18 protein-coding genes are annotated in these 19,069 nt (G+C 69.3%); 13 read left to right on the top strand and 5 right to left on the bottom strand.

Annotated elements, in window-relative coordinates; all coding sequences use genetic code 11:
• Positions 1-38 precede the first annotated feature (38 nt).
• From ACIA5H_RS25145 to ACIA5H_RS25135, 3 genes are all read left to right on the top strand, one after another.
• Positions 39-1,751, top strand: a complete 1,713-nt coding sequence (locus tag ACIA5H_RS25145) for a serine/threonine-protein kinase (RefSeq protein WP_397077639.1) — start codon at positions 39-41, stop codon at positions 1,749-1,751.
• 152 nt (positions 1,752-1,903) lie between these two features.
• Positions 1,904-2,698, top strand: a complete 795-nt coding sequence (locus ACIA5H_RS25140) for a M50 family metallopeptidase (protein ID WP_379252789.1) — start codon at positions 1,904-1,906, stop codon at positions 2,696-2,698.
• A 146-nt stretch (positions 2,699-2,844) separates the two neighbouring features.
• A complete protein-coding gene (locus ACIA5H_RS25135; RefSeq protein ID WP_397077636.1) occupies positions 2,845-3,768 on the top strand; it encodes a DUF5995 family protein in 924 nt (307 codons plus the stop codon).
• Here ACIA5H_RS25135 and ACIA5H_RS25130 read toward each other — a convergent pair whose 3' ends face one another.
• Positions 3,769-4,254, bottom strand: coding sequence for a gluconokinase (locus ACIA5H_RS25130; RefSeq protein ID WP_397077753.1), 486 nt, complete (start codon positions 4,252-4,254; stop codon positions 3,769-3,771).
• Positions 4,255-4,598: 344 nt separating this feature from the next.
• Between ACIA5H_RS25130 and ACIA5H_RS25125 the strand changes: the two genes are divergently transcribed.
• Together ACIA5H_RS25125 and ACIA5H_RS25120 are read left to right on the top strand one after the other, a co-directional pair.
• Positions 4,599-5,762 (top strand): PucR family transcriptional regulator, encoded by a 1,164-nt coding sequence (locus tag ACIA5H_RS25125; protein ID WP_397077634.1) that lies wholly within the window; start codon positions 4,599-4,601, stop codon positions 5,760-5,762.
• A 112-nt stretch (positions 5,763-5,874) separates the two neighbouring features.
• The gene (locus ACIA5H_RS25120; protein WP_379252786.1) at positions 5,875-6,798 is read left to right on the top strand and encodes an LLM class F420-dependent oxidoreductase; all 924 of its coding nucleotides are present in this window, start codon (positions 5,875-5,877) and stop codon (positions 6,796-6,798) included.
• A gap of 3 nt (positions 6,799-6,801) precedes the next feature.
• Here ACIA5H_RS25120 and ACIA5H_RS25115 read toward each other — a convergent pair whose 3' ends face one another.
• Complete coding sequence (locus ACIA5H_RS25115; protein ID WP_397077751.1) at positions 6,802-8,802, bottom strand: CocE/NonD family hydrolase; 2,001 nt, start codon at positions 8,800-8,802, stop codon at positions 6,802-6,804.
• A 218-nt stretch (positions 8,803-9,020) separates the two neighbouring features.
• Here ACIA5H_RS25115 and ACIA5H_RS25110 point away from each other — a divergent pair, with 218 nt between their 5' ends.
• From ACIA5H_RS25110 to ACIA5H_RS25090, 5 genes are all read left to right on the top strand, one after another.
• Positions 9,021-9,917 (top strand): dienelactone hydrolase family protein, encoded by an 897-nt coding sequence (locus ACIA5H_RS25110; protein WP_397077631.1) that lies wholly within the window; start codon positions 9,021-9,023, stop codon positions 9,915-9,917.
• A 113-nt stretch (positions 9,918-10,030) separates the two neighbouring features.
• Positions 10,031-11,140: a PQQ-dependent sugar dehydrogenase gene (locus tag ACIA5H_RS25105; protein WP_397077629.1), complete on the top strand. Its 1,110-nt coding sequence runs from the start codon at positions 10,031-10,033 to the stop codon at positions 11,138-11,140.
• A gap of 81 nt (positions 11,141-11,221) precedes the next feature.
• The gene (locus ACIA5H_RS25100; RefSeq protein ID WP_355076391.1) at positions 11,222-11,668 is read left to right on the top strand and encodes a MarR family transcriptional regulator; all 447 of its coding nucleotides are present in this window, start codon (positions 11,222-11,224) and stop codon (positions 11,666-11,668) included.
• Between the two features lie 2 nt (positions 11,669-11,670).
• Positions 11,671-12,093, top strand: coding sequence for an organic hydroperoxide resistance protein (locus ACIA5H_RS25095; protein ID WP_379252782.1), 423 nt, complete (start codon positions 11,671-11,673; stop codon positions 12,091-12,093).
• Between the two features lie 16 nt (positions 12,094-12,109).
• A complete protein-coding gene (locus ACIA5H_RS25090; RefSeq protein ID WP_397077626.1) occupies positions 12,110-13,096 on the top strand; it encodes a zinc-binding dehydrogenase in 987 nt (328 codons plus the stop codon).
• Here the strand turns inward: ACIA5H_RS25090 and ACIA5H_RS25085 are convergent.
• Both ACIA5H_RS25085 and ACIA5H_RS25080 read right to left on the bottom strand, forming a co-directional pair.
• Positions 13,084-14,643, bottom strand: a complete 1,560-nt coding sequence (locus ACIA5H_RS25085) for a phytoene desaturase family protein (RefSeq protein ID WP_397077624.1) — start codon at positions 14,641-14,643, stop codon at positions 13,084-13,086. The two genes, ACIA5H_RS25090 and ACIA5H_RS25085, sit on opposite strands and share 13 nt — an antisense overlap.
• Positions 14,644-14,722: 79 nt before the next feature.
• Positions 14,723-15,358 (bottom strand): TetR/AcrR family transcriptional regulator C-terminal domain-containing protein, encoded by a 636-nt coding sequence (locus tag ACIA5H_RS25080; protein ID WP_397077621.1) that lies wholly within the window; start codon positions 15,356-15,358, stop codon positions 14,723-14,725.
• Between the two features lie 70 nt (positions 15,359-15,428).
• On the opposite strand from ACIA5H_RS25080, the gene ACIA5H_RS25075 reads away from it, so the two are divergent.
• Entirely contained in the window at positions 15,429-16,388 is a 960-nt protein-coding gene (locus ACIA5H_RS25075; RefSeq protein WP_397077619.1) for a zinc-binding alcohol dehydrogenase family protein, read from the top strand.
• A gap of 198 nt (positions 16,389-16,586) precedes the next feature.
• On the opposite strand, the gene ACIA5H_RS25070 is transcribed toward ACIA5H_RS25075, so the two are convergent.
• Positions 16,587-17,168, bottom strand: a complete 582-nt coding sequence (locus ACIA5H_RS25070; protein WP_397077616.1) for a TetR/AcrR family transcriptional regulator — start codon at positions 17,166-17,168, stop codon at positions 16,587-16,589.
• A gap of 82 nt (positions 17,169-17,250) precedes the next feature.
• Between ACIA5H_RS25070 and ACIA5H_RS25065 the strand changes: the two genes are divergently transcribed.
• Together ACIA5H_RS25065 and ACIA5H_RS25060 are read left to right on the top strand one after the other, a co-directional pair.
• Positions 17,251-18,513 carry a YbfB/YjiJ family MFS transporter gene (locus tag ACIA5H_RS25065; RefSeq protein ID WP_397077614.1) on the top strand — a complete coding sequence of 421 codons (1,263 nt, stop codon included), beginning with the start codon at positions 17,251-17,253 and terminating at the stop codon, positions 18,511-18,513.
• On the top strand, positions 18,419-19,063 hold the full coding sequence (locus ACIA5H_RS25060) for an alpha/beta fold hydrolase (protein WP_379252855.1): 645 nt from the start codon (positions 18,419-18,421) through the stop codon (positions 19,061-19,063). The genes ACIA5H_RS25065 and ACIA5H_RS25060 overlap by 95 nt, the downstream gene beginning before the upstream one ends.
• Positions 19,064-19,069: the final 6 nt, after the last annotated feature.

Below are 19,069 nucleotides of genomic sequence, written 5' to 3'. Positions count from 1 at the left end.
CTCGGAGGGTCGACGCCACGAAGGGAGCCAGCTGCGCGATGCAACCGCTCGGCACGAACGATCCGGCCCGGATCGGGGACTATCGCCTGCTCGGCGTCCTCGGTGCGGGTGGCATGGGCCGGGTCTACCTCGGCCGGAACCCGGGTGGGCGCACCGTCGCGGTCAAAGTCATCCGCCCGGACATGATCGACGCCGAATTCCGGCAGCGCTTCCGGCGCGAGGTGGCCGCCGCGCGGCGGGTCGGCGGACAGTTCACCGCGCCGGTGCTCGACGCGGACGTCGACGCCGATCCCCCGTGGCTGGCCACCGGTTACGTGGCGGGATTCTCGCTGGCCGACGCGGTCGACCGGTACGGACCGTTCACCGAGAACGCGCTGCTCGTGCTGGCGCACGGGCTGATCGAGGCAGTGACCGCCGTCCACCGGGCCGGTGTGGTGCACCGCGACCTCAAACCGTCCAACGTTCTGCTGGCCCTCGACGGTCCCAAGGTGATCGATTTCGGCATCGCCCGCGCCGTCGACGACAGCAAGCTCACCACGACCGGAAAAGTCATCGGCTCACCGGGATTCATGTGCCCGGAGCAGGTGACCGGCGATCCGGTCGGCCCACCCGCGGACGTCTTCGCGCTGGGCGGCGTCCTGGTGTTCGCGGCGACCGGCCACGGGCCGTTCGGCGTCGGCGAGACGGTGCAGATGCTGTGGCGGGTGGTGTACGAGCAGCCGCAGCTGGATGACGTGCCGGAGCGGCTGCGTCCACTGGTGGCCGCCTGCCTGACCAAGGACGCCGCGGCTCGCCCGACTCCGGACGAGCTGTTCGCCCAGCTCACCGCACTGGGCATCCCCGACCGCGGCGGCTGGCTGCCCGCACCGGTGCTCGAGGAGGTCGGCCGACGCGCGGTCGAGCTATTGGATCTGGACTCCGGCGCATTCGACCGCAGCCAGTTCTCCGCGCCCACGGATCGGGCGCGTACGGCCGACACCGTGGTCCACCCCGCGCCACCTACCTATCCGCGGTACGCGCAGGGCGATCCCGGACGGTCGGCACACGGACCGACGCACTATCCCGGCTCGCCGGAGGCGGCCGCCACGTCCATGGGGCAACGGATTCAACCACCCGCGCAATACGATTCGCCCGGTGGTCCGGTCACCATCCCGGCACCTCGCGCACACAATCCGAACCGCGCCCTGCTGGTCGTGGGAGCCCTCGTGGTCGGCATCGCGGTCGCCGTGGCGGCGTTCGTGGTCGGCGCGCAACTACGGCGCGATACCGCGAACTCGATCGCGCGGACCGCGACGCCGACCGACAGTGATTCTCCGACGTCCACCACCCGAGCCGGCGTCGACGCTCCGACGGCTACCGCCACGCAAGCCGGTGACGGGACGCCGACCAGCGCAGGCCCGTCGGGCACGAGCGTTCCGAACGCACTTGTCGGCGAATGGCAGGGTGTCGCGCGGGACATTCTGGGCAGCTACGACATCGTCGTGCGGATCAATCCTGGGAACGTCGGCGAGCAGGTCGGAGAATCGACCAATACCGGCAGATTCGCGCATCTGCAATGCGGCCGGTCCGAAACGCTCACGTCCGCCACGGCCAACGGTGTGGTGCTGACCGCCAGACTCACCAAAGATCCCGGCGGCTGCAACGATGACGGCGCGACGTCCCGGTTGGAGTTGCGACCTGACGGGACGCTCTCGTACCGAACCCAGGGTGTGGCAGGGGATATGACCGGCACCCTCGATCGCACCGGCTGAACGGCGCGGGCGACGGATTCAGGAGCGACGAGCGGCGCACCGGCCCTCCACGACAGGACGCGGCGAGGCGAGCCGCACGCGCTCGCCTCCGGCGTCCCAGCGTCGAACCCATGCCCCGAGCGCGGTCGTCCGCGGGCGGTTAAGGTGCGGCGGTGGAAAGAGCGGAATTCTTCGAGCGCGGCGCTTCCATCGCCGATCGTCTGACGACGACGCAAGCGCAGCCGCCGTGGTGGCTGGTGGTGGCGGCCGCGGTGGCGGCGCTCGTGCTGGTGGGTTACACCCCGATCTGGCGGTTGACCCGCAATATCGTCACCATCGCGCACGAAGGCGGGCACGCCCTGGTCGCCCTGCTGACCGGCCGCAAGCTCAACAGCATCCGACTGCATTCCGACACTTCGGGGCTCACCGTGTCGAGCGGGAAACCCTACGGCCTCGGGATGATCCTCACCACCATGGCCGGTTACCCCGCACCGCCGCTGCTCGGTCTCGGATTCGCCGCGCTGCTGGGCGCGAGCCGGATCACGCTGATGCTCTGGACCGCCATCGTTCTGCTCGCCGCGCTGCTGATCAAGATCAGGAACGTCTACGGCGCCATCACCGTGCTCGGCCTCGGCGCGGTGGTCTTCGTGGTCTCCTGGTTCGGCACCGACACGCTGCAAGCGGGGTTCGCCTACCTGGGGGCCTGGTTCCTGCTGTTCGCCGGGGCACGGCCGGTGCTGGAGCTGCAACGAAGCCGCTCCCGGCAGCAACGTGCCCGCTATCACGAGGTCGACTCCGACGCCGATCAACTCGCCCGGCTCACCCGGCTGCCCGGCCTGCTGTGGGTTTTCGTGTTCGGCGCGATCGCCGTGGGTTCGTTGTCGCTCGGCGCGTGGCTGCTCGTCTCCGCCATCGCCGAAGTCTGCCTGCCGGGCGCGCCCTCCGGGTCCTGCTTCGCCGCTCACTGATCGCCGCGCTGCGCGGTCCGGTCGGCTCGGTTAGGCTTCGAACTCGCCCTGTGTCAACGCCTTACCTACGGCGATGGCGCATCGCCGATGCGCACCCGCTTCGGCCGTCCGACGCAAGTTCGCGATTCACGACCTCCGGAGCCAGCATGGCGAACCTTCTCGCGCGCACACCGATCAGCACTGCGCGACAACGATTTCCGATACTGGCCATGGCCGTCACCGCGCTGCTCGCCACGATTGCGCTCCACCCGGCCACAGGCCTCGCCGCGACGGCCGACACCGCCTGCGGCACACCGTTGACGCCAGAGGAGACAGCCGCGATCGCGCGGCTGTCCGATACCGAGGCACCGGCTGGTTCCTCGTTGTGGCAGCTGGAGCAGGCCATCGACCGCCACCGGCAGATCACCGAAATCCTGGTCCGCCACCGCGACCTGCGCGGTGTGTTCGCCTTGGGGCTCGACGCGGTCGAGCAGGCCGCCGTCCTGCCGCTCCAGCGCGATCCCGCGTCGTTCGACGACCCCGAATGGGCGCACCGGATCAGTCTCGAACTGCTGTCGCGTTTCCTGCGCGCGTTGCACGCGGAATTCACCGGCGCACCCGCCGAACCGCACTGGGCGCACTACTTCGAGCTGACCCGTCGCTGCGAGTTGCCCCCGGCCCGAGTGGCGATGGCCGGTTACGACGCGCATCTGACCGTCGACCTGTCCTATTCCGTCGCGGCGGTCGGCAGCACCGCCGCCAACACGCGCGACTATTTCCGCATCGTCGACTCGATCGCCCGGCAGGGCGCGCTGATCGTCGACGAGACCAAGGCGTTCTACGGCGGTGACCTGGGACCGCTGTGGCGCTTCTACTTCGTCGGGGAGGGCTTGGACGCGGTGCTCGGCCGAGGCGTGGCGACCGGCCCGTTGCTCCGGCTGGCCGACGCGGGCGCCAACGTCGTCATCTTCGCGAACGGGATCGCCTTGCAGGACCCGGCGGCGGCACCCGCCGTCACCGCCGAGATCGACGCTTTGTGGCGCGGGCTCGATCTCGGTTTCGATCTCCTGTCCGGCCTCGGCGGCCTCTGACTACCTCTTCAGCGCCGCCACGGCGTCCCGGATCACATCCTCGGGCGGTCGTGTCGCGTCGAGGGTGTCGCCGCGCTCGTCGGCCGCGAGCCGCTCCAGCGTGGCCAGCTGGGAATCCAGCAGGCTCGGTGGCATGAAGTGCCCACCGCGGCCCGCCATACGGCGCTCGAGTTCCTGCCGCGGCACGTCCAGATGCAGGAAGAACGCGTGGGGGGCCGAGACGCGAAGCCGGTCGCGATAGATCCGTTTCAGCGCGGAACACGTGACGACGGCCCCCTTCCCTGATCGCCCGGCCATCCAGGCGGCCAAGGCATCGAGCCAGGGTGCGCGGTCGGCATCGTCCAGCGGCGTCCCCGCCGCCATTTTCGCGACGTTCGCGGGCGGGTGGAAATCGTCGCCGTCGGCGTACTCGACCCCCAATATGTCGGCCAAGCGGGTACCGACCGTCGTCTTTCCCGAACCCGACACCCCCATCACGACAATCATCGGCACATCGCGCACTCGAACCTTCTTCCCTGATGGTGACGGATCTTCGTGCGGCATTGTCATCCGCAACAACGTAGCGGCTGATTGCTTCGTCGGCCCGTGCAGTGACGATTCGCGCCGCCGCCGATACATTTCAAGGACCGAGACTGTGCGATGTCACGAACTTCCGTGAATTCGAATTCTGCTTCGTATCACGCCATTTCGTGAAAACGTGCGGACGACTGGATGGGAAGTACCGAATGTTTGCGACGACGCAAGGCACCGGCCTGGTCCGACATCCGAACCGCGACCGCGCGCTCGACCCACGGATGGTCGGCGGCGGAGGCGGTCGCTGAGGGACCGGCATGCCACCCACACGCGGCACCGCCGAGCCCGTTCCGGCCACCGAACACATCGTGCGACACCTGCTCGGCATCATTCCCCGCCGGCACGTCGAACAAGGGAATCTGCTGCGGGAGGAGATCCGCGCCACCGTCGCCCACTGCCTCGACCTGGTCACTTCCCTCGCCCCCGCACAACCGGCCCGCACGGTCGGCATCTTCGCGGCCGCCACCCGGTGGGCCGGTGTCGGAGTGCGCATGGACACCGTCCAGCATCTGGTCCACGAAGGTTTCCGCCTGTATCTCGACGAGTACCTGCGTGATTCGAACACACCGCGGCACAACGACATACGCAGGCTCTTCGACGCCCTTCACGCGGTCACCACGACCGTCTCGCTCGCCTACCTGTCCGTCGCCCCCGCCGACGAGCAGACCGCTCCGCACGCCGTCGCCGCCGCGCTGCTGCGCGGGCACCACCCTGCGAAGGTCTACCGGGAGTACGGCATTCCGGTCGCCGACCGCTACACCGTGCTCGCCGTGGCGGTCGACCGGCCCACCGAGGAGAATCCCGGCCGCCCCGCGGAAGGGCACAGCATCCGGCAACGCATGCAACTCTGCCTCGCGGTGCACTGCGGCAGGCACGTGCCGAGCCTGCTCAGCGCGATCGGCGGAACGATCCTGGTACCGGCGGCGCCGGTCGCCGCGGACCGCCTCACCGACTTGGTCGCCGCGCTGGCCGCGGTGGTGCCCGCGCCGCTCACCGCCGCCGCCACCGCCGCCGAGGCCGAGCGGATTCCCGGCGCCGCCGACCAGGCGCACGAACTGCTCGACATGGTTCGTCGCCTGCAGAGCCCACCCGGCCTGTACCGCTTCGAGGATCTAGCCCTCGAATACCAGCTCACCCGGCCGGGCCCGGGACGCGACCGGCTGGCCGCCCTGCTCGATCCGCTGGAGGGGCATCCGGAGTTGGTCGAAACCCTGCGCGAACACATCCGCAACGACTTCAACCGCAGGCGCACCTCCCGGACGATGTATCTGCACCCGAACACCGTCGACCATCGGCTCAAGCGCATCGGCCGCCTCACCGGCTTGGACACCGCCGTTCCGCACGCGCTCTACCGATTGCGCGCCGCGCTCATCGCACGGACCTATACGCAACCGCCGGGGCCCGAACAGTCCGCGCGATGATCTCTCAGCGACCGCATCACCGGGCCGACCGCGCTCGAGCTGCCGCGCAGCTCGAACGGGGAGCCGCGAACGCCCCGATTCGCCTTCCGGCCGACCGACTAGGGTCGTCGACATGGAACTACGCATCTTCACCGAGCCGCAGCAGGGTGCGAGCTACGACACCCTGCTCACCGTCGCCAAGGCCACCGAGGACCTGGGCTTCGACGCGTTCTTCCGCTCCGACCACTACCTGAGCATGGGCGGCGCCGACGGGCTGCCCGGCCCCACCGACGCCTGGATCACCCTCGCCGGTCTGGCCAGGGAGACCAAGCGGATCCGGCTGGGCACCCTGGTCACCGCCGCCACCTTCCGGCTGCCGGGCCCGCTGGCGATCCAAGTGGCGCAGGTGGACCAGATGTCCGGCGGCCGAGTCGAATTCGGTTTGGGCAGCGGCTGGTTCGCCGAGGAGCACGCCGCGTACGGCATCCCGTTCCCCGCCGACAAATTCGCCCGGCTGGAAGAACAGCTGGCCATCATCACCGGGCTCTGGGCGACCAAACCCGGCGACACCTTCAGCTACGACGGCAAGCACTTCCAGCTCACCGACTCCCCCGCCCTGCCCAAGCCGGTGCAGGACCCGATCCCGGTGGTGATCGGCGGGCAAGGCGCCACCCGCACCCCGCGGCTGGCCGCGCAATACGCCAGCGAGTTCAACATGCCGTTCTCCTCGATCGAGGACAGCACGCGGCAGTTCGACCGGGTGCGCGCCGCCGCCGAGGCATACGGCCGCGCCGCCGACGACCTGGTCTACTCCAACGCGCTGGTGGCCTGCGTGGGCGCGAACGACGCCGAAGTGGCGCGCCGCGCCGAGGCGATCGGCCGCGAGGTGGACGAACTGAAGACCAACGGCTTGGCCGGCTCACCCGCCGAGGTGGTGGACAAGATCGGCCGGTACGCCGAGATCGGCACCAGCCGCATCTACTTGCAGGTGCTGGATCTGAACGATCTCGAGCACCTCGAGCTGATCTCCGCGCAAGTGCAGTCGCAGTTGTCGTAGCGCTCAGTCCAGCGGACGGTTGGTCGGCACCACGACGAAGCTCGGCGCCGACGGGTCGAGCTTCAGGTGCTGCGGCTTCAGCTCGGTGTTGTTGAGCATCGGCCGGAAGGCCAGCGCCTTCGGCGAGTTACCCGCGAAGACGTCGATCCGCAGCCGGTGGCCTGGTTGCAGCACCGCTTGGGTGGGAATCACCGCGATGTCCAGCGCCACCGGCTCACCGGGGACGACCGGCCGCACACTGTCCAAGGTGATCGGATTGAACGGTTCGGTCAGGTCGCCGGTCGGTGTGCGGCTGCTCTTCTGCTCGTCGACGGCGCGCAGCGATGCGGTCAGCTGCCCGGTGGACAGCACCTTCGAGCTCCCGTCGGGCGCGACGTCGTTCATGGTGACGCTCCAGTAGCCGTCGGTGGCGTCGTGCACAGCGTTCAGATGCACGTTCACCGGCCCCGAGATGACGGTGGGCTCGGTCGTCGGTGCGCTGGTGAAGGTCAGCGCGTTGCGCTCGGCGATGCGTGAGTCCTTCGCACACACGTCCAGCACCGCCGCCATCCCGGCCGAGCCCTGCGCGGTATCGCGGGAACACGCCGAGGCGACGCCGGGCGCCACCGTCAGCGTCTGCCGTTCGCCGGGAGCGGTCATCGTCAACGATCCGTCGTACACGGCCTTTCCGGCGGTGCCGCTCGGCTCGGCCGACAGATACACGCGGCGGTGGTTGAGATCTTTCTGCGGGAACTGGCCGAGGGAGATCCAGCCGCCGCCTTGTTCCCACACGGTGATCGGCCCGAAATCGCCCAAGCCGTGGTCGGTATCCTTCAACCACTTGTCGAACCAAATGCGCTGCAACACGTCCAGCCGCGGCGGCGCCCCCGGAATACCGGTTCCCGCACCGGGATTCGCGTGATAGGTGTCGCCGACGACCAATTGTTTCTGTCCCGCGGGCAGCGGAATCGCGTTGTACAGCTTCGTCGCGCTGTTGGCGAAGATGTCGTGCCAGCCGCCGTAGACGAAGGTGGGCACCGTGATACGCTCGGGATGCCCCTCGATGCCGCGCCGGAAATAGCTGTTCTCGTCCAGCGCGTCGGCCAGCGCGGGCGGCACGTGATCGAGCGACGGTGTAAGCAGCGCCTGGGCCAGCAGGTCCACGTTGCTGGCCGGATCGGACATCCGTTCCTGCAGCCACCCCCAGTCGAAGGTGCCCTTCAACATCGACTGCACGTCGGGAATCAGCTTCAGCTGGTTGACCGTGCTGAGCCACATCGGAAGGAACGTCGTCCCCACGCCGCCGCCCGGCGCGACGACGTCGCGCATGAGGTCGCTGCCCGGCTCCACCGGGAAGATCGCCCGCAACGGCGCGGGGGCGTTCTCGGCGGCGCGCAGCTGGTTGATTCCCGAATAAGAGCCGCCGCTCATCCCGACCCGGCCGTTCGACCAAGGCTGGGCCGCCGCCCACTCGATCACCTCGCGGGTGTCGAGCTGTTCCCGCTCGCCGAGGGTGTCCCATGCTCCCTGGGAGAAACCGGTACCTCGCACGTCGGCGACGACCTGCGTGTATCCGGCGCGGATCAGATCGCGATCCAGACCGAGCACCGTCTGCACGGTGCCGCCGTCGACCGCGTGCAGCAGATCGCCGAAACCACTGACCGGCGTGCGTGACAGATTCACGCGATTGACCAGCCGCACGGTCAACGGCTGCAACCCGGGCACCGCGAGCGCCGTGTCGATCAGGTTGGTCATGAGCTTGGTGTACGGGGTGAGGTTGACGATGGTCGGCAGCGGCTGCCGCTCCACCTCGCCCCCCTCCTTCACCGGCCGGTAGACGTTGGCCTTCAACACGACACCGTCGCTCATCCGGATCGGCACATCCCAGTCGATGTGCACGTCGGCATAAGGCTGGGGACCGTCGTGCAACGCCGTCCACCGCACACTGTGGGCATCGACCGACGGCTCCGCGGCCGCGGGCACCGACACGAATCCCACGGTCGCCGTTACCGCGACCATGGCCATCGTCCGGATCGCCCTGATCGTCGTTCGTCTCACGCCATGCCCCGCTGCCATCTCGCTCCCTCGACCGGTGTGCGGACCGACCATCGATCGTCTGATTGGGCGACAACGTAGCAATCTTCCGGCGAATAACGCGGGAGGCGCGGTCGGGCCGGTTTGTCGCGAGCGAACAGACGGTGAATGCCGCGTCGCCACCGACGTTGCGGCTTAGGGTGGGACACATGACGCCGCTGCAGCGCTACATCGCGGAGGAGATCGCGGCCGATCACGCCGACGGGCTGCTCACCCGGCGAGAGGCGGTGCGCAGGCTGGGGCTGCTCGGGCTCGGCGCCACGGCCGCCGCCACCCTGCTGGCCGCCTGCGCGAACTCCGACACCGGTATCACCGATTACTCGCCCTCGCCCACGTCGCCCCCGACGCCACCGGGATCCGCCACCGCTCTTCCGACGAGCGCCGTCACCTTCGCCGGCCCCCGCGGGACGCTGCAAGCCGCGTGGGCGGCGGCGCCGCAACCACGGGGCGGTGTGCTGGTGGTCCACGAGAACAAAGGTCTCACCGACCACATCCGTTCGGTGACAGGGCGTTTCGCAGGGGCTGGATATTCCGCGCTCGCGATCGACCTGCTGTCCGCACGAGGCGGAACCGCGACGTTCGCCGATCCCGCCGAGGCGACCGCCGAGCTGAGCCGGATCCCGCAGGACCAGCTCGTCGCCGACTTGCGCGCCGGACTGGACGAACTGCAGCGGCGGGTCGAGGAAAAGAAGCTCGGCGCCACCGGTTTCTGCTTCGGCGGCGGCCTGACCTGGCTGCTGCTGGCCTCGGGCCCGTCCCAGTTGGCGGCGGCGACACCGTTCTACGGGCCGTTCCCGGACAACGGCGATCTGACCGCGTCGAAAGCCGCCGTGCTCGGCATCTACGCGGCGGCCGACGCCCGCGTGAACGCTTCCCGGGCCGCCGCGGAAGCGGCACTGGCCCGTTCGGGCAACCCGCATCAGATCTTCACCGCCCCCGATGCCGACCACGCCTTCTTCAACGACACCGGTCAGCGGTACAACGCGACGGCCGCCACCGAGGCTTGGCGGCGCGTATTGGACTGGTACGGAACGTATCTCGGCTGATGCGAACCGGATCGGGCCGTTCTCTCGGCGTCCGGAGCCTCTTCACAGGCCCGGATTCCGACCGGCGGTTCCGCTGGTCCGCCCGGCACGCGCACGCTTGCGACAGCAGGCTTGTGGCACCGAGACGGTGCCATACCCGCACGACCATCGCCGCACTCCTACTCGGCGCGGCGCTGACTGCCTGCGGAAACGACAGCTCGACCGAACCGAGGAGCACGCCTCCGGCGACGCGCACCGCCGCGCCGAGCAATCCCGCCGAACGACCCGACCTCGACGCCGCCGAGGAAATCGCCGGGAACCTCGACGTGCCGTGGGGGCTGGCCTTCCTACCCGACGGCGCGGCACTGGTGGCCGAGCGGGACTCCGGACGGATCCTGCGCATCGGTACCGGCGGTGCGCCGCAACAGGTGTATCAGGTGCCGGGCGTGACCGCCCGGGGCGAAGGCGGACTGCTGGGGCTCGCCGTCGCGCCGGACTACGCCGAAAGTCGTTATGTCTATGCCTATTTCACCGCCGATACGGACAACCGGATCGTCCGGTTCCGGCTCGACGGCCCACCGGAGGTGCTGGTGGCCGGGATCGCGAAGGCCGGTAATCACAACGGCGGGCGAATCGCGTTCGGGCCGGACGGCATGCTCTACGCCGGGACCGGCGACGCCGGGCAATCCGGACGATCGCAGGATCCGGCGAGTCTCAGCGGGAAGATCCTCCGCGTGACGCCCGAAGGCCGCCCGGCTCCGGGCAATCCGTATCCCGGCTCGCCGGTCTACAGTCTCGGCCACCGCAACGTGCAGGGTCTGGCATGGGACCGCGACGGGCGGTTGTTCGCGGCGGAATTCGGGCAAGACCGGTTCGACGAGATCAATCTGATCGAGCCCGGCCACAACTACGGCTGGCCCGAGGTCGAGGGGTCGGGCGGCGCCGACCGCGGCTTCACCGATCCGCTGCTGACCTGGACCACCGCGGAAGCCTCACCGTCGGGGATCGCCATCGCCGGGGACACCCTGTACGTCGCCGCGCTGCGCGGCCGTCGGCTGTGGACCGTGCCGCTCGCGGACGGCCGCACCGGTGCACCCCGTGCCGAATTGCGCGACCGGTACGGCCGGTTGCGCACGGTGGCGGTCGCGCCGGACGGAGCGTTGTGGCTCACCACCTCCAACACCGACGGCCGGGGCGAACCGGTCAGCGGTGACGACCGCGCCCTTCGCTTCCCGGCCCGCTGAGCCTCGCCCGCGGCCGTGGTGTGACGAGCACCACGAACACTTATGTTGTGCACAACTGAATTGCTCACTACATTATTGCTCATGACCGATCACCTCACCCTCGACGAGCAGCTCTGCTTCCCGCTCTACGCGGCGTCCCGGGCGATGACCGCGGTCTACCGCCCGAAGCTGGAACGGCTCGGGCTCACCTACCCGCAGTACCTGGTGATGCTCGCGCTGTGGGAGCGCGACGAACGCAGCGTCGGCGACGTCTGCCATGCGCTCGACCTGGATTCCGGCACGCTTTCCCCGCTGCTCAAGCGGCTGGAGGCCGGGGGCCTCGTGGAGCGGCGGCGGTCGGCGTCCGACGAACGCCGCGTCGACATCCGGCTCACCGACCGAGGACGCGCCCTGCGCGCCGAGGCGGGCGACATCCCGGCCCAGATGGGCGAGGCCAGCGGCTTGTCCATGGACGACATCGCCGCATTGCGCGACATCCTGCGCCGACTGACCGATTCGCTGAAATCTCAGCTGAACGAAGGAGAATAGACATGCCGATCCTCTACACCGCCGAGGCCCTGGCCAGCGGCGACGGACGCAACGGCCGCGCACGCACCACCGACGGCAAGCTCGACCTGAATCTGTCGGCTCCCAAGGAAATGGGCGGCGACGGCGAGGGCACCAATCCCGAGCAGCTGTTCGCGGCCGGGTACGCGGCCTGCTTCCATTCGGCGCTGCGTCTGGTCGGCAAGCAGGTGAAGGCGAACATCGACGACTCCGCGGTCGGCGCCAAGGTCGGGATCGGGCCGAACGACGCAGGCGGCTTCGGCCTTGCGGTTACCCTGGAGGTATCGCTCCCCCATCTGTCCAGGGAGGACGCGCAAGCGCTCGCTGACAAAGCACACCAGGTCTGCCCGTATTCCAACGCGACCCGCGGCAACATCGACGTCCAGGTCCTCGTAGCCGAGGACTGATCGAGAAGGAGCGGATATGCGTGCCGTAGTCATCGAACGGTTCGGTGAACCGAAGGATGTACTGACCACCGCCGAACGCCCGGTCCCCGAGCCCGGACCGGGCGAAGTGCGACTCGCGCTGATCCTGTCACCGATCCACAATCACGATCTGGCCATCGTGCGTGGCGTGTACGGCTACCGGCCCGAGCTGCCCGCCATCCCGGGTAGCGAGGCGGTCGCGCGGGTAGACGCGGTGGGTCCCGGCGTCACCGACATGTCGGTCGGACGGCGCGTGACGGTGTCCGGTGCGATCAATGTGTGGGCCGACTACTTCGTGGTCCCGGCCCGCCAGGTCATCCCGTTGCCCGACACGGTCTCCGACGAGACCGCGGCCCAACTGCTGGCCATGCCGTTGAGCGCGCTGATGCTCATCGAGGACCTCGGGATGCGGTCCGGCGAGTGGCTGGCGATCAACGCCGCCAACGGCGCGGTCGGCAGGCTCGTCAACGTCTTCGCCCGGCAGCGCGGTCTGCGCGTGCTGAATCTCGTGCGCGGCCCCGGCTCCGTCGCGGCGCTGCGGGAACTCGGCTACGAGCCGGTGCTCGACACCGAGAGCGAGGGCTGGCGTGACCAGGTGGACGCCGCCACCTCCGGTGCGCCGATCGTCCGGGCCGTCGATCAAGTGGGCGGTCGCGCCGCGGCCGACGAACTGGCGTTGCTCGCGCCCGGCGGTCAGCTGATCTCCTTCGGCGCGCTCTCGGGCAAGCCGCTGACGCTCGATCCGGGCAGTCTCATCTTCGGCCAGGCCGTGGTCAAGGGCTTCTGGGGCTCCAAGCGGATCGAGGAGATCGGCGCGGACCAGCGCGGACGGCTGATCAGCGAACTGATCGATCTCGCCGCTCGCGGTGAGCTGCGGCTGGACATCGAAGCCGCCTACCCGCTCGAGGCCGCGGCGGACGCCGCCGTCGCCACCGAGACGCCGGGCCGCGCCGCCAAGATCGCGCTGCGGGGTCAGCCCGCCTGACCGGCGTTCAGCACGGCCATCGCGGCATTGTGCCCGGGAATGCCGCTGACGCCGCCACCCCGGATGGCGCCCGCACCGCACAGGAACACGTTGCGGTGGCCGGTCGCCACGCCCCACCGGGCGCCGGGGTCGGCCGGGTCGGCGTCCTCGGGGAGGTAGGGGAAGGCCAGGTCCCGGTGGAAGATGTGTCCACCGGGCAGGCCGACCTCACCCTCGAGTTCGATCGGCGTCTTCGCCTCCAGGCAGGGCGCGCCGTTCTCGTCTCTCGCCAAGCAGTCCGCGATCGGTTCGGCGAGCACCGAATCGAGTTGCGCCAAGGTCGCTTTCACGAACTCTTCTTTCGCCGACGCGTGGTCGGCGGCGAAGAGTTTCGCGCGAGCGTGCAGTCCGAACAGGGTGAGCGTGTGTACACCCTGCTCAGCCAGGTCCGGTGCCAGGATCGTCGGATCGGTCAATGTGTGGCAATAGATTTCGGCGGGCGGCGCGGACGGAATGCGGCCGATCGCGGCCTCGCCGTAGGCGCGGTCGAGTTGGGCGTACGACTCGCCGATGTGGAAAGTACCGGCGAATGCTTCCCGTGGCTCGACTTCGGCGTCGCGCAATCGCGGGAGGCGGCGCAGCAGCATATTGATCTTCAACTGCGCACCCTCGGGCTTCGGTGGCAGCGGCTCGCCGAGCAGCCCGGCGAGCGTATACGGCGCGACGTTCGCCAGGACGTGGCGCGCGCCGATCTTCCCTTCTTCGTATCCGACTTCCGCTGTGTCGCCGTCGGTTTCGATGCTCGTCACCGCGCAGTCGGTGACGATCTCCGCGCCCGCTTCGCGCGCGGCCGTGGCCAGTGCGTCGGTGAGCGCGCCCATGCCGCCGATCGGCACGTCCCAGTCGCCGGTGCCGCCGCCGATCACGTGGTACAGGAAGCAGCGATTCTGCCGCAGCGACGGATCGTGCGCATGGGTGAACGTGCCGATCAGCGCATCGGTGAGCACCACGCCGCGCACCGTGTCGTCGGCGAAGGTCGACTCGATCGTCTCACCGAGCGGCCGCTCGAACAGCGCCTCCCAGGTGGCCGCGTCGTCCACGATGTGCCGTAACGCCTCCTTCGACACCAGTGGCATGGTCAGCGTCGGAAAGACCCGCCGGGCCAACTCCCCCGTGGTCGCGTAGAACCGCTGCCATGCGCGGAATTCCGTATCCGAGCCGGTCAGCCGCGTGAAACTCGCCTCCGTCCTGGCCTGCGCCGACGAGACCAGCAGACCGCCCTCCCGTACCGGCGTGTAGGACGAGACCTCCCGCCGCCGCGTCTCGAACCGCAAGCCCAAGTCCGTCACGATCGACCACGGCAACAGGCTCACCAAATACGAGTACCGCGACAACCGCGCGTCGACGCCCGCGAACACCCGCTCCGATACCGCCGCCCCGCCGGTATGCGGCTGCCGTTCGAGCACCAGCACCGACCGCCCGGCCCGAGCCAGATACGCGGCGGCCACCAACCCGTTGTGCCCGCCACCGACGATCACGACATCGTAGGAAGAGCGCGTCGGCGTCATGGATTCTCGATAGCACGAATCGGCGTCGGGCGACAGCGTCCACGCCTACCGCCACGGCGTGGCGATCCGGCCGGGGCCGTCAGCGCAGTCGGGCCGCGAGCCCGTCGAGGACGACGCCGAGTTGCCGTTCGAACCTGCTGTCACCGTCGTCGCGGAGGTGCCCGGCGGCCTTGACCAGTTCGGCGCCTTCACCCAGCCACTCATCACGTTCGGCGAGCGAGTACCGCGCCGGCTCGACGTCGGCCGACTGGCTGCGCTCCTGTTCCTCGATAACGAAGCCGACGACGTACGCGGTGACCAGGTCGAGCGCATCGTCCGCCTCCGCCAGTGCGAACCCAGCCGCGGTCAAGCGCACGAGCCAGGATTCCTTCGCCCGCACCACTTCGGGGTCGGAGAAGCGCGTGCCGCTGAAGATGCGCGCGCCGTCCCGGTGGCGCAGGTATTCCGCGCGCAAGACGCGGGCATAAGCGGCGACGTCGTCGCGCCAGTCGGCGCCGGAAGCGATCGCCGAGAGAGCGTCGGTGACGCGGCGCATCACGAACGTGCTCATCTCGTCGAGCAGTTCCTGCTTGTCGCGGACGTGCCAGTACAGCGCTGGGGCCTTCACCTGGAGCCGGGAAGCGAGCGCGCGGACGGTGAGCGCATCCATGCCCTTCTCGTCGAGCAGCTCGAGTGCCGCCGCCACGATCCGTTCCCGGGTGATGCCCTTTGCCACGGTTGACACCTTAACAAAGTTCAGGAAAGGTGGGTGATGCGGTTTATCTAACTTAGTTAAGGAGCTTGTCATGCGTGCTGCAGTCGTCGACACCGCAGGAGCGACACCGGTCTGCGCGGACTTCCCCGACCCGGAACAGCGGCCGGGCCGGGCGCCGCTGAGACTCGTCGGCGCGGGCCTGCACCACGTCGTCCGCGGGCTGGCATCCGGCCGGCATTACGGCAGTGACCATGCCTACCCCCTCGTGCCGGGCGTCGACGCCGTGGCCCGGACCGACGACGGGCGGCTGGTCTACACGGGCCTCGCCCGGTCGCCGTGGGGAACGATGGCCGAATGGCTGGTCACCCCGTTCGAGGTGGAGCTGCCCGCCGGGGCCGATCCGCTCGCGACCGCCGCCGGCGTGAACCCCGCCTTGTCGGGCTGGATGCCCTTGACCACCCACCGCAAGAAGACAGGCGAACTCGGCACCGTGCTGGTACTCGGGGCCACCGGCATGTCGGGCAGCCTGGCCGTGCGAGCGGCGATGTCTCTCGGCGCGAAACAGGTCATCGCGGCCGGGCGCGATCACGAGGCGCTGGAACGACTGCGAGGCCTCGGCGCCGTCACCGTTCCGCTCGCGGCCGCCACACCCGACGCCGGGGCGGCCACCTTCGCCGCCGTTGTCGCCGAGGCGCAGCCCACGCTGGTGCTCGACTTCGTGTGGGGTCCCGTCGCCGAGGCCACCTTCGCCGCACTGGCGAAGGGCGGCATGGACGACGACGGCACGGCGATCGACTACGTGCAGATCGGCTCGCTCGCCGGAGCCGACGCGGCGTTGCCCGCGGCTCTTTTGCGCAGCAGACGGATCCGGATCAGCGGCAGCGGCGCGGGCTCGGTTTCGAAGGCCGCGATGATCGCCGAGCTGCCCGAGGTCCTCGCCAGGTTCGCCGACGGCACCTTCGACGCGCCGTACACCGACTACCCACTCAGCCGCGTCGCCGAGGCCTGGGCGCATCAAGGGCGCACCCGTGCCGTCGTCGTCCCGGACTGACCCGGCCCCGCTCGAGGAGAGACAAACGGCTACTTCGTCGGCCTCATGACCGCGGCGCGACGAAACCCGTTGCCGTGCCGAAATAGGTCGCGATCCCGACCCGGCACGGCGACATCCCCGCCCCGCCGCATTCGCCGGTTCCCAGGGACGACCGAGTCATACGAGTTCCCGCGATCGGATGCGGGGATCGAAGCCCGGTCAAATGGCCGCGGTGAGCAGGGCCGCCGCGGCCGCGCGAGCATGCCCGCCGACACCGGCCGGGCCGTGCATCGCCGCGACGACGGTCGCGCCCTCCACCAGCATGAGCAGCTGACGGCCCAGCACGGCGGGATCCTCTGCTCCGGCGCGGGCGGCGATGCCGGTGAAGAGATCGAGATAGCGCTGCAGGTGCCGCGCGGTGATGGTCCGCACCTCGTCGTCGTAGTGCTGGGCCGACGCGTTCACCATGGCGCAGCCGCGAAAGGCCGGTTGTGCGTACCACTCGCCGAGCGCGTCGAAGACCGCGGCCAACTGCTCGGCGGGGTCGTCGCCGGCCGACTCCACCGCACTCGCCAGCCACCCACCCACCTTTTCGCTGCGCGACTCCAGCATCGCTCGCACGAGCCCGTCTTTGGTGCCGAAGTGGCGATACAGGGTCTCCTTGGACACCCCGAGCCGCGCGCACAGTTCGGCTACACCGATTCCGTCGAGGCCGCGCTCGTACAGCAGCGGTTCCGCCGCTTCGAGGATGGCGGCGCGGGTGCGCGCCGGGTCTATCGTCGAGCCTTTGGCCACGGGCATACATAGATGGTAACGGCTGGTTCGATCATCTGCTAGCATCCAAGGTCGTACCGATCGGTTCGACCTTGGAAGGCCCGCGTTCATGACCCCGATATGGCAAGCCGCGCGCCTCGCCCTCGGCACCGCGTCGGCATTGGGTTTCGGACGGTTCGCATACGGCTTGCTGTTACCCGCCATGCGAAGCGATCTCGGCTGGAACCTGGCCGATGCCGGAATGCTCAGCACCGCAAACGGACTGGGCTATCTCGTCGGCGCCGTGGCGACACCCGCAGTGGTTCGCCGCCTTGGCACGGCAGCCGCGTTCCGCACCGGGATGACGCTGACCGCAACGGCGTTGACGTCCACCGCCGTCGGCAATGACCATCTCTTCCTGCTCGCGACCAGAGCCGTGGCCGGGGCGGCGGGTGCGGTCGTCTTCATCACCGGCGGCGTCATCGCCTCGCATATCGCCACGCACGCGTCATCCGGCACGCCCATCGCCGTCTACTTCGCGGGCACCGGGGTCGGCATAGTGCTCAGCGGCACAACCGTACCGCTGGCGGGGGATCACTGGCGGATGGCGTGGGTCGGCCTGGGTATCGCCGCAGGCCTTGCGGCCCTGACGAGTTGGACCGCCACCCGCGTCGACTCACCGGCTCCGAAAGTGGCCGGACACGCGCACTTGCGGCCACTGTGGCCGACAGCGCTCGCGTATCTGCTGTTCGCGGGTGGATACATCACCTACATCACTTTCCTGTCCGCCTACCTGGCCGATCGGCACGCCTCGACGCTCGAGGTGATGTCGGCCTGGACCGCGATGGGACTCGCCGTCATCGCGGCACCTGTTCTGTGGAGCCGCCCCATCAGCCGCTGGCCCGGAAGCAGAGCGCTGTGCGTCCTGCTCGCCGTCTTGGGTGCGGGCGCGGCACTGGCGCTGGTCACTCCCGCACCGCCGGTCCTGCTCGCCTCCACCGTCGTCTACGGGGCGACCTTCATGAGTGTCCCCGCGGCGGTCACGGCCTCGGTCAAGAACAACACCGCACCGGTCGATTGGACCGCGACGCTGGCGGCCTTCACGACGGTGTTCGCCGTCGGGCAAACCGCAGGGCCGTGGATCGCCGGGACTCTCGCGGATCACACGTCGACCAACTCCGCACTCGGGTTCACAGCGATCGCATGCGTCGCCGCGTCGGCGAGTGCCGCCATCCCACCCCCTCGCTCCCCCGACCAGAAGGAGAACGACAATGACGACTTTCGTCCTGATCCCCGGCATGTGCCACGGCGGCTGGTGCTTCGAGCAGCTCACCGAGCAGCTGCGTACGCGCGGCCATCGCGTGCTTCCGCTGACCCTCACCGGAGTCGGTGAGCGCGTGCATCTGCGCCACGGCGTGAATCTGGACACTCACATCCAGGACGTCACCGCCGCGCTGGCGGCCGAGAACGTCACCGACGCCGTCCTGGTGGGACACAGCTACGGCGGCATGGTGATCACCGGCGCCGCCGATCGCGCGGCGGCCCGGGTGGGCGCGCTTGTGTACCTCGACGCCGTGGTCCCCGGGCACGGGGACTCTTGCTTCACACTGGTTTCCGACGAAGAGCGGCGGTGGTACCTCGACGTGGTCGACACCGGCGACGCGGTCCGCCCGCTGCCCTTCTTCGATCCGCGAGCCACAGCGCACCCGCTCGCGTCGGTTCTCCAACCACTCACGCTCACCGGGGATCTCGGCCATATCCGGCGCAGGGATTACGTCTACGCGGCCGGATGGGAAACACCCTCACCGTTCACCGCCACCTACCAGCGATTGCGGGACGACGCCGGGTGGACGACTCACGCGCTCGACGGCGGGCACAACCTGATGCGCGACGCTCCCGAAGATCTGCTGCGCATACTGCTCGATGTCGCCGAATCGCACTGACGTCCA

It is taken from the genome of Nocardia sp. NPDC051900, assembly GCF_044452545.1.
In the GTDB taxonomy this organism is placed as follows: Bacteria; Actinomycetota; Actinomycetes; order Mycobacteriales; family Mycobacteriaceae; genus Nocardia; species Nocardia sichangensis.
The sequence above is the reverse complement of the archived record's forward strand: the minus strand, read 5'-3'. Positions and strand labels throughout refer to the sequence as shown.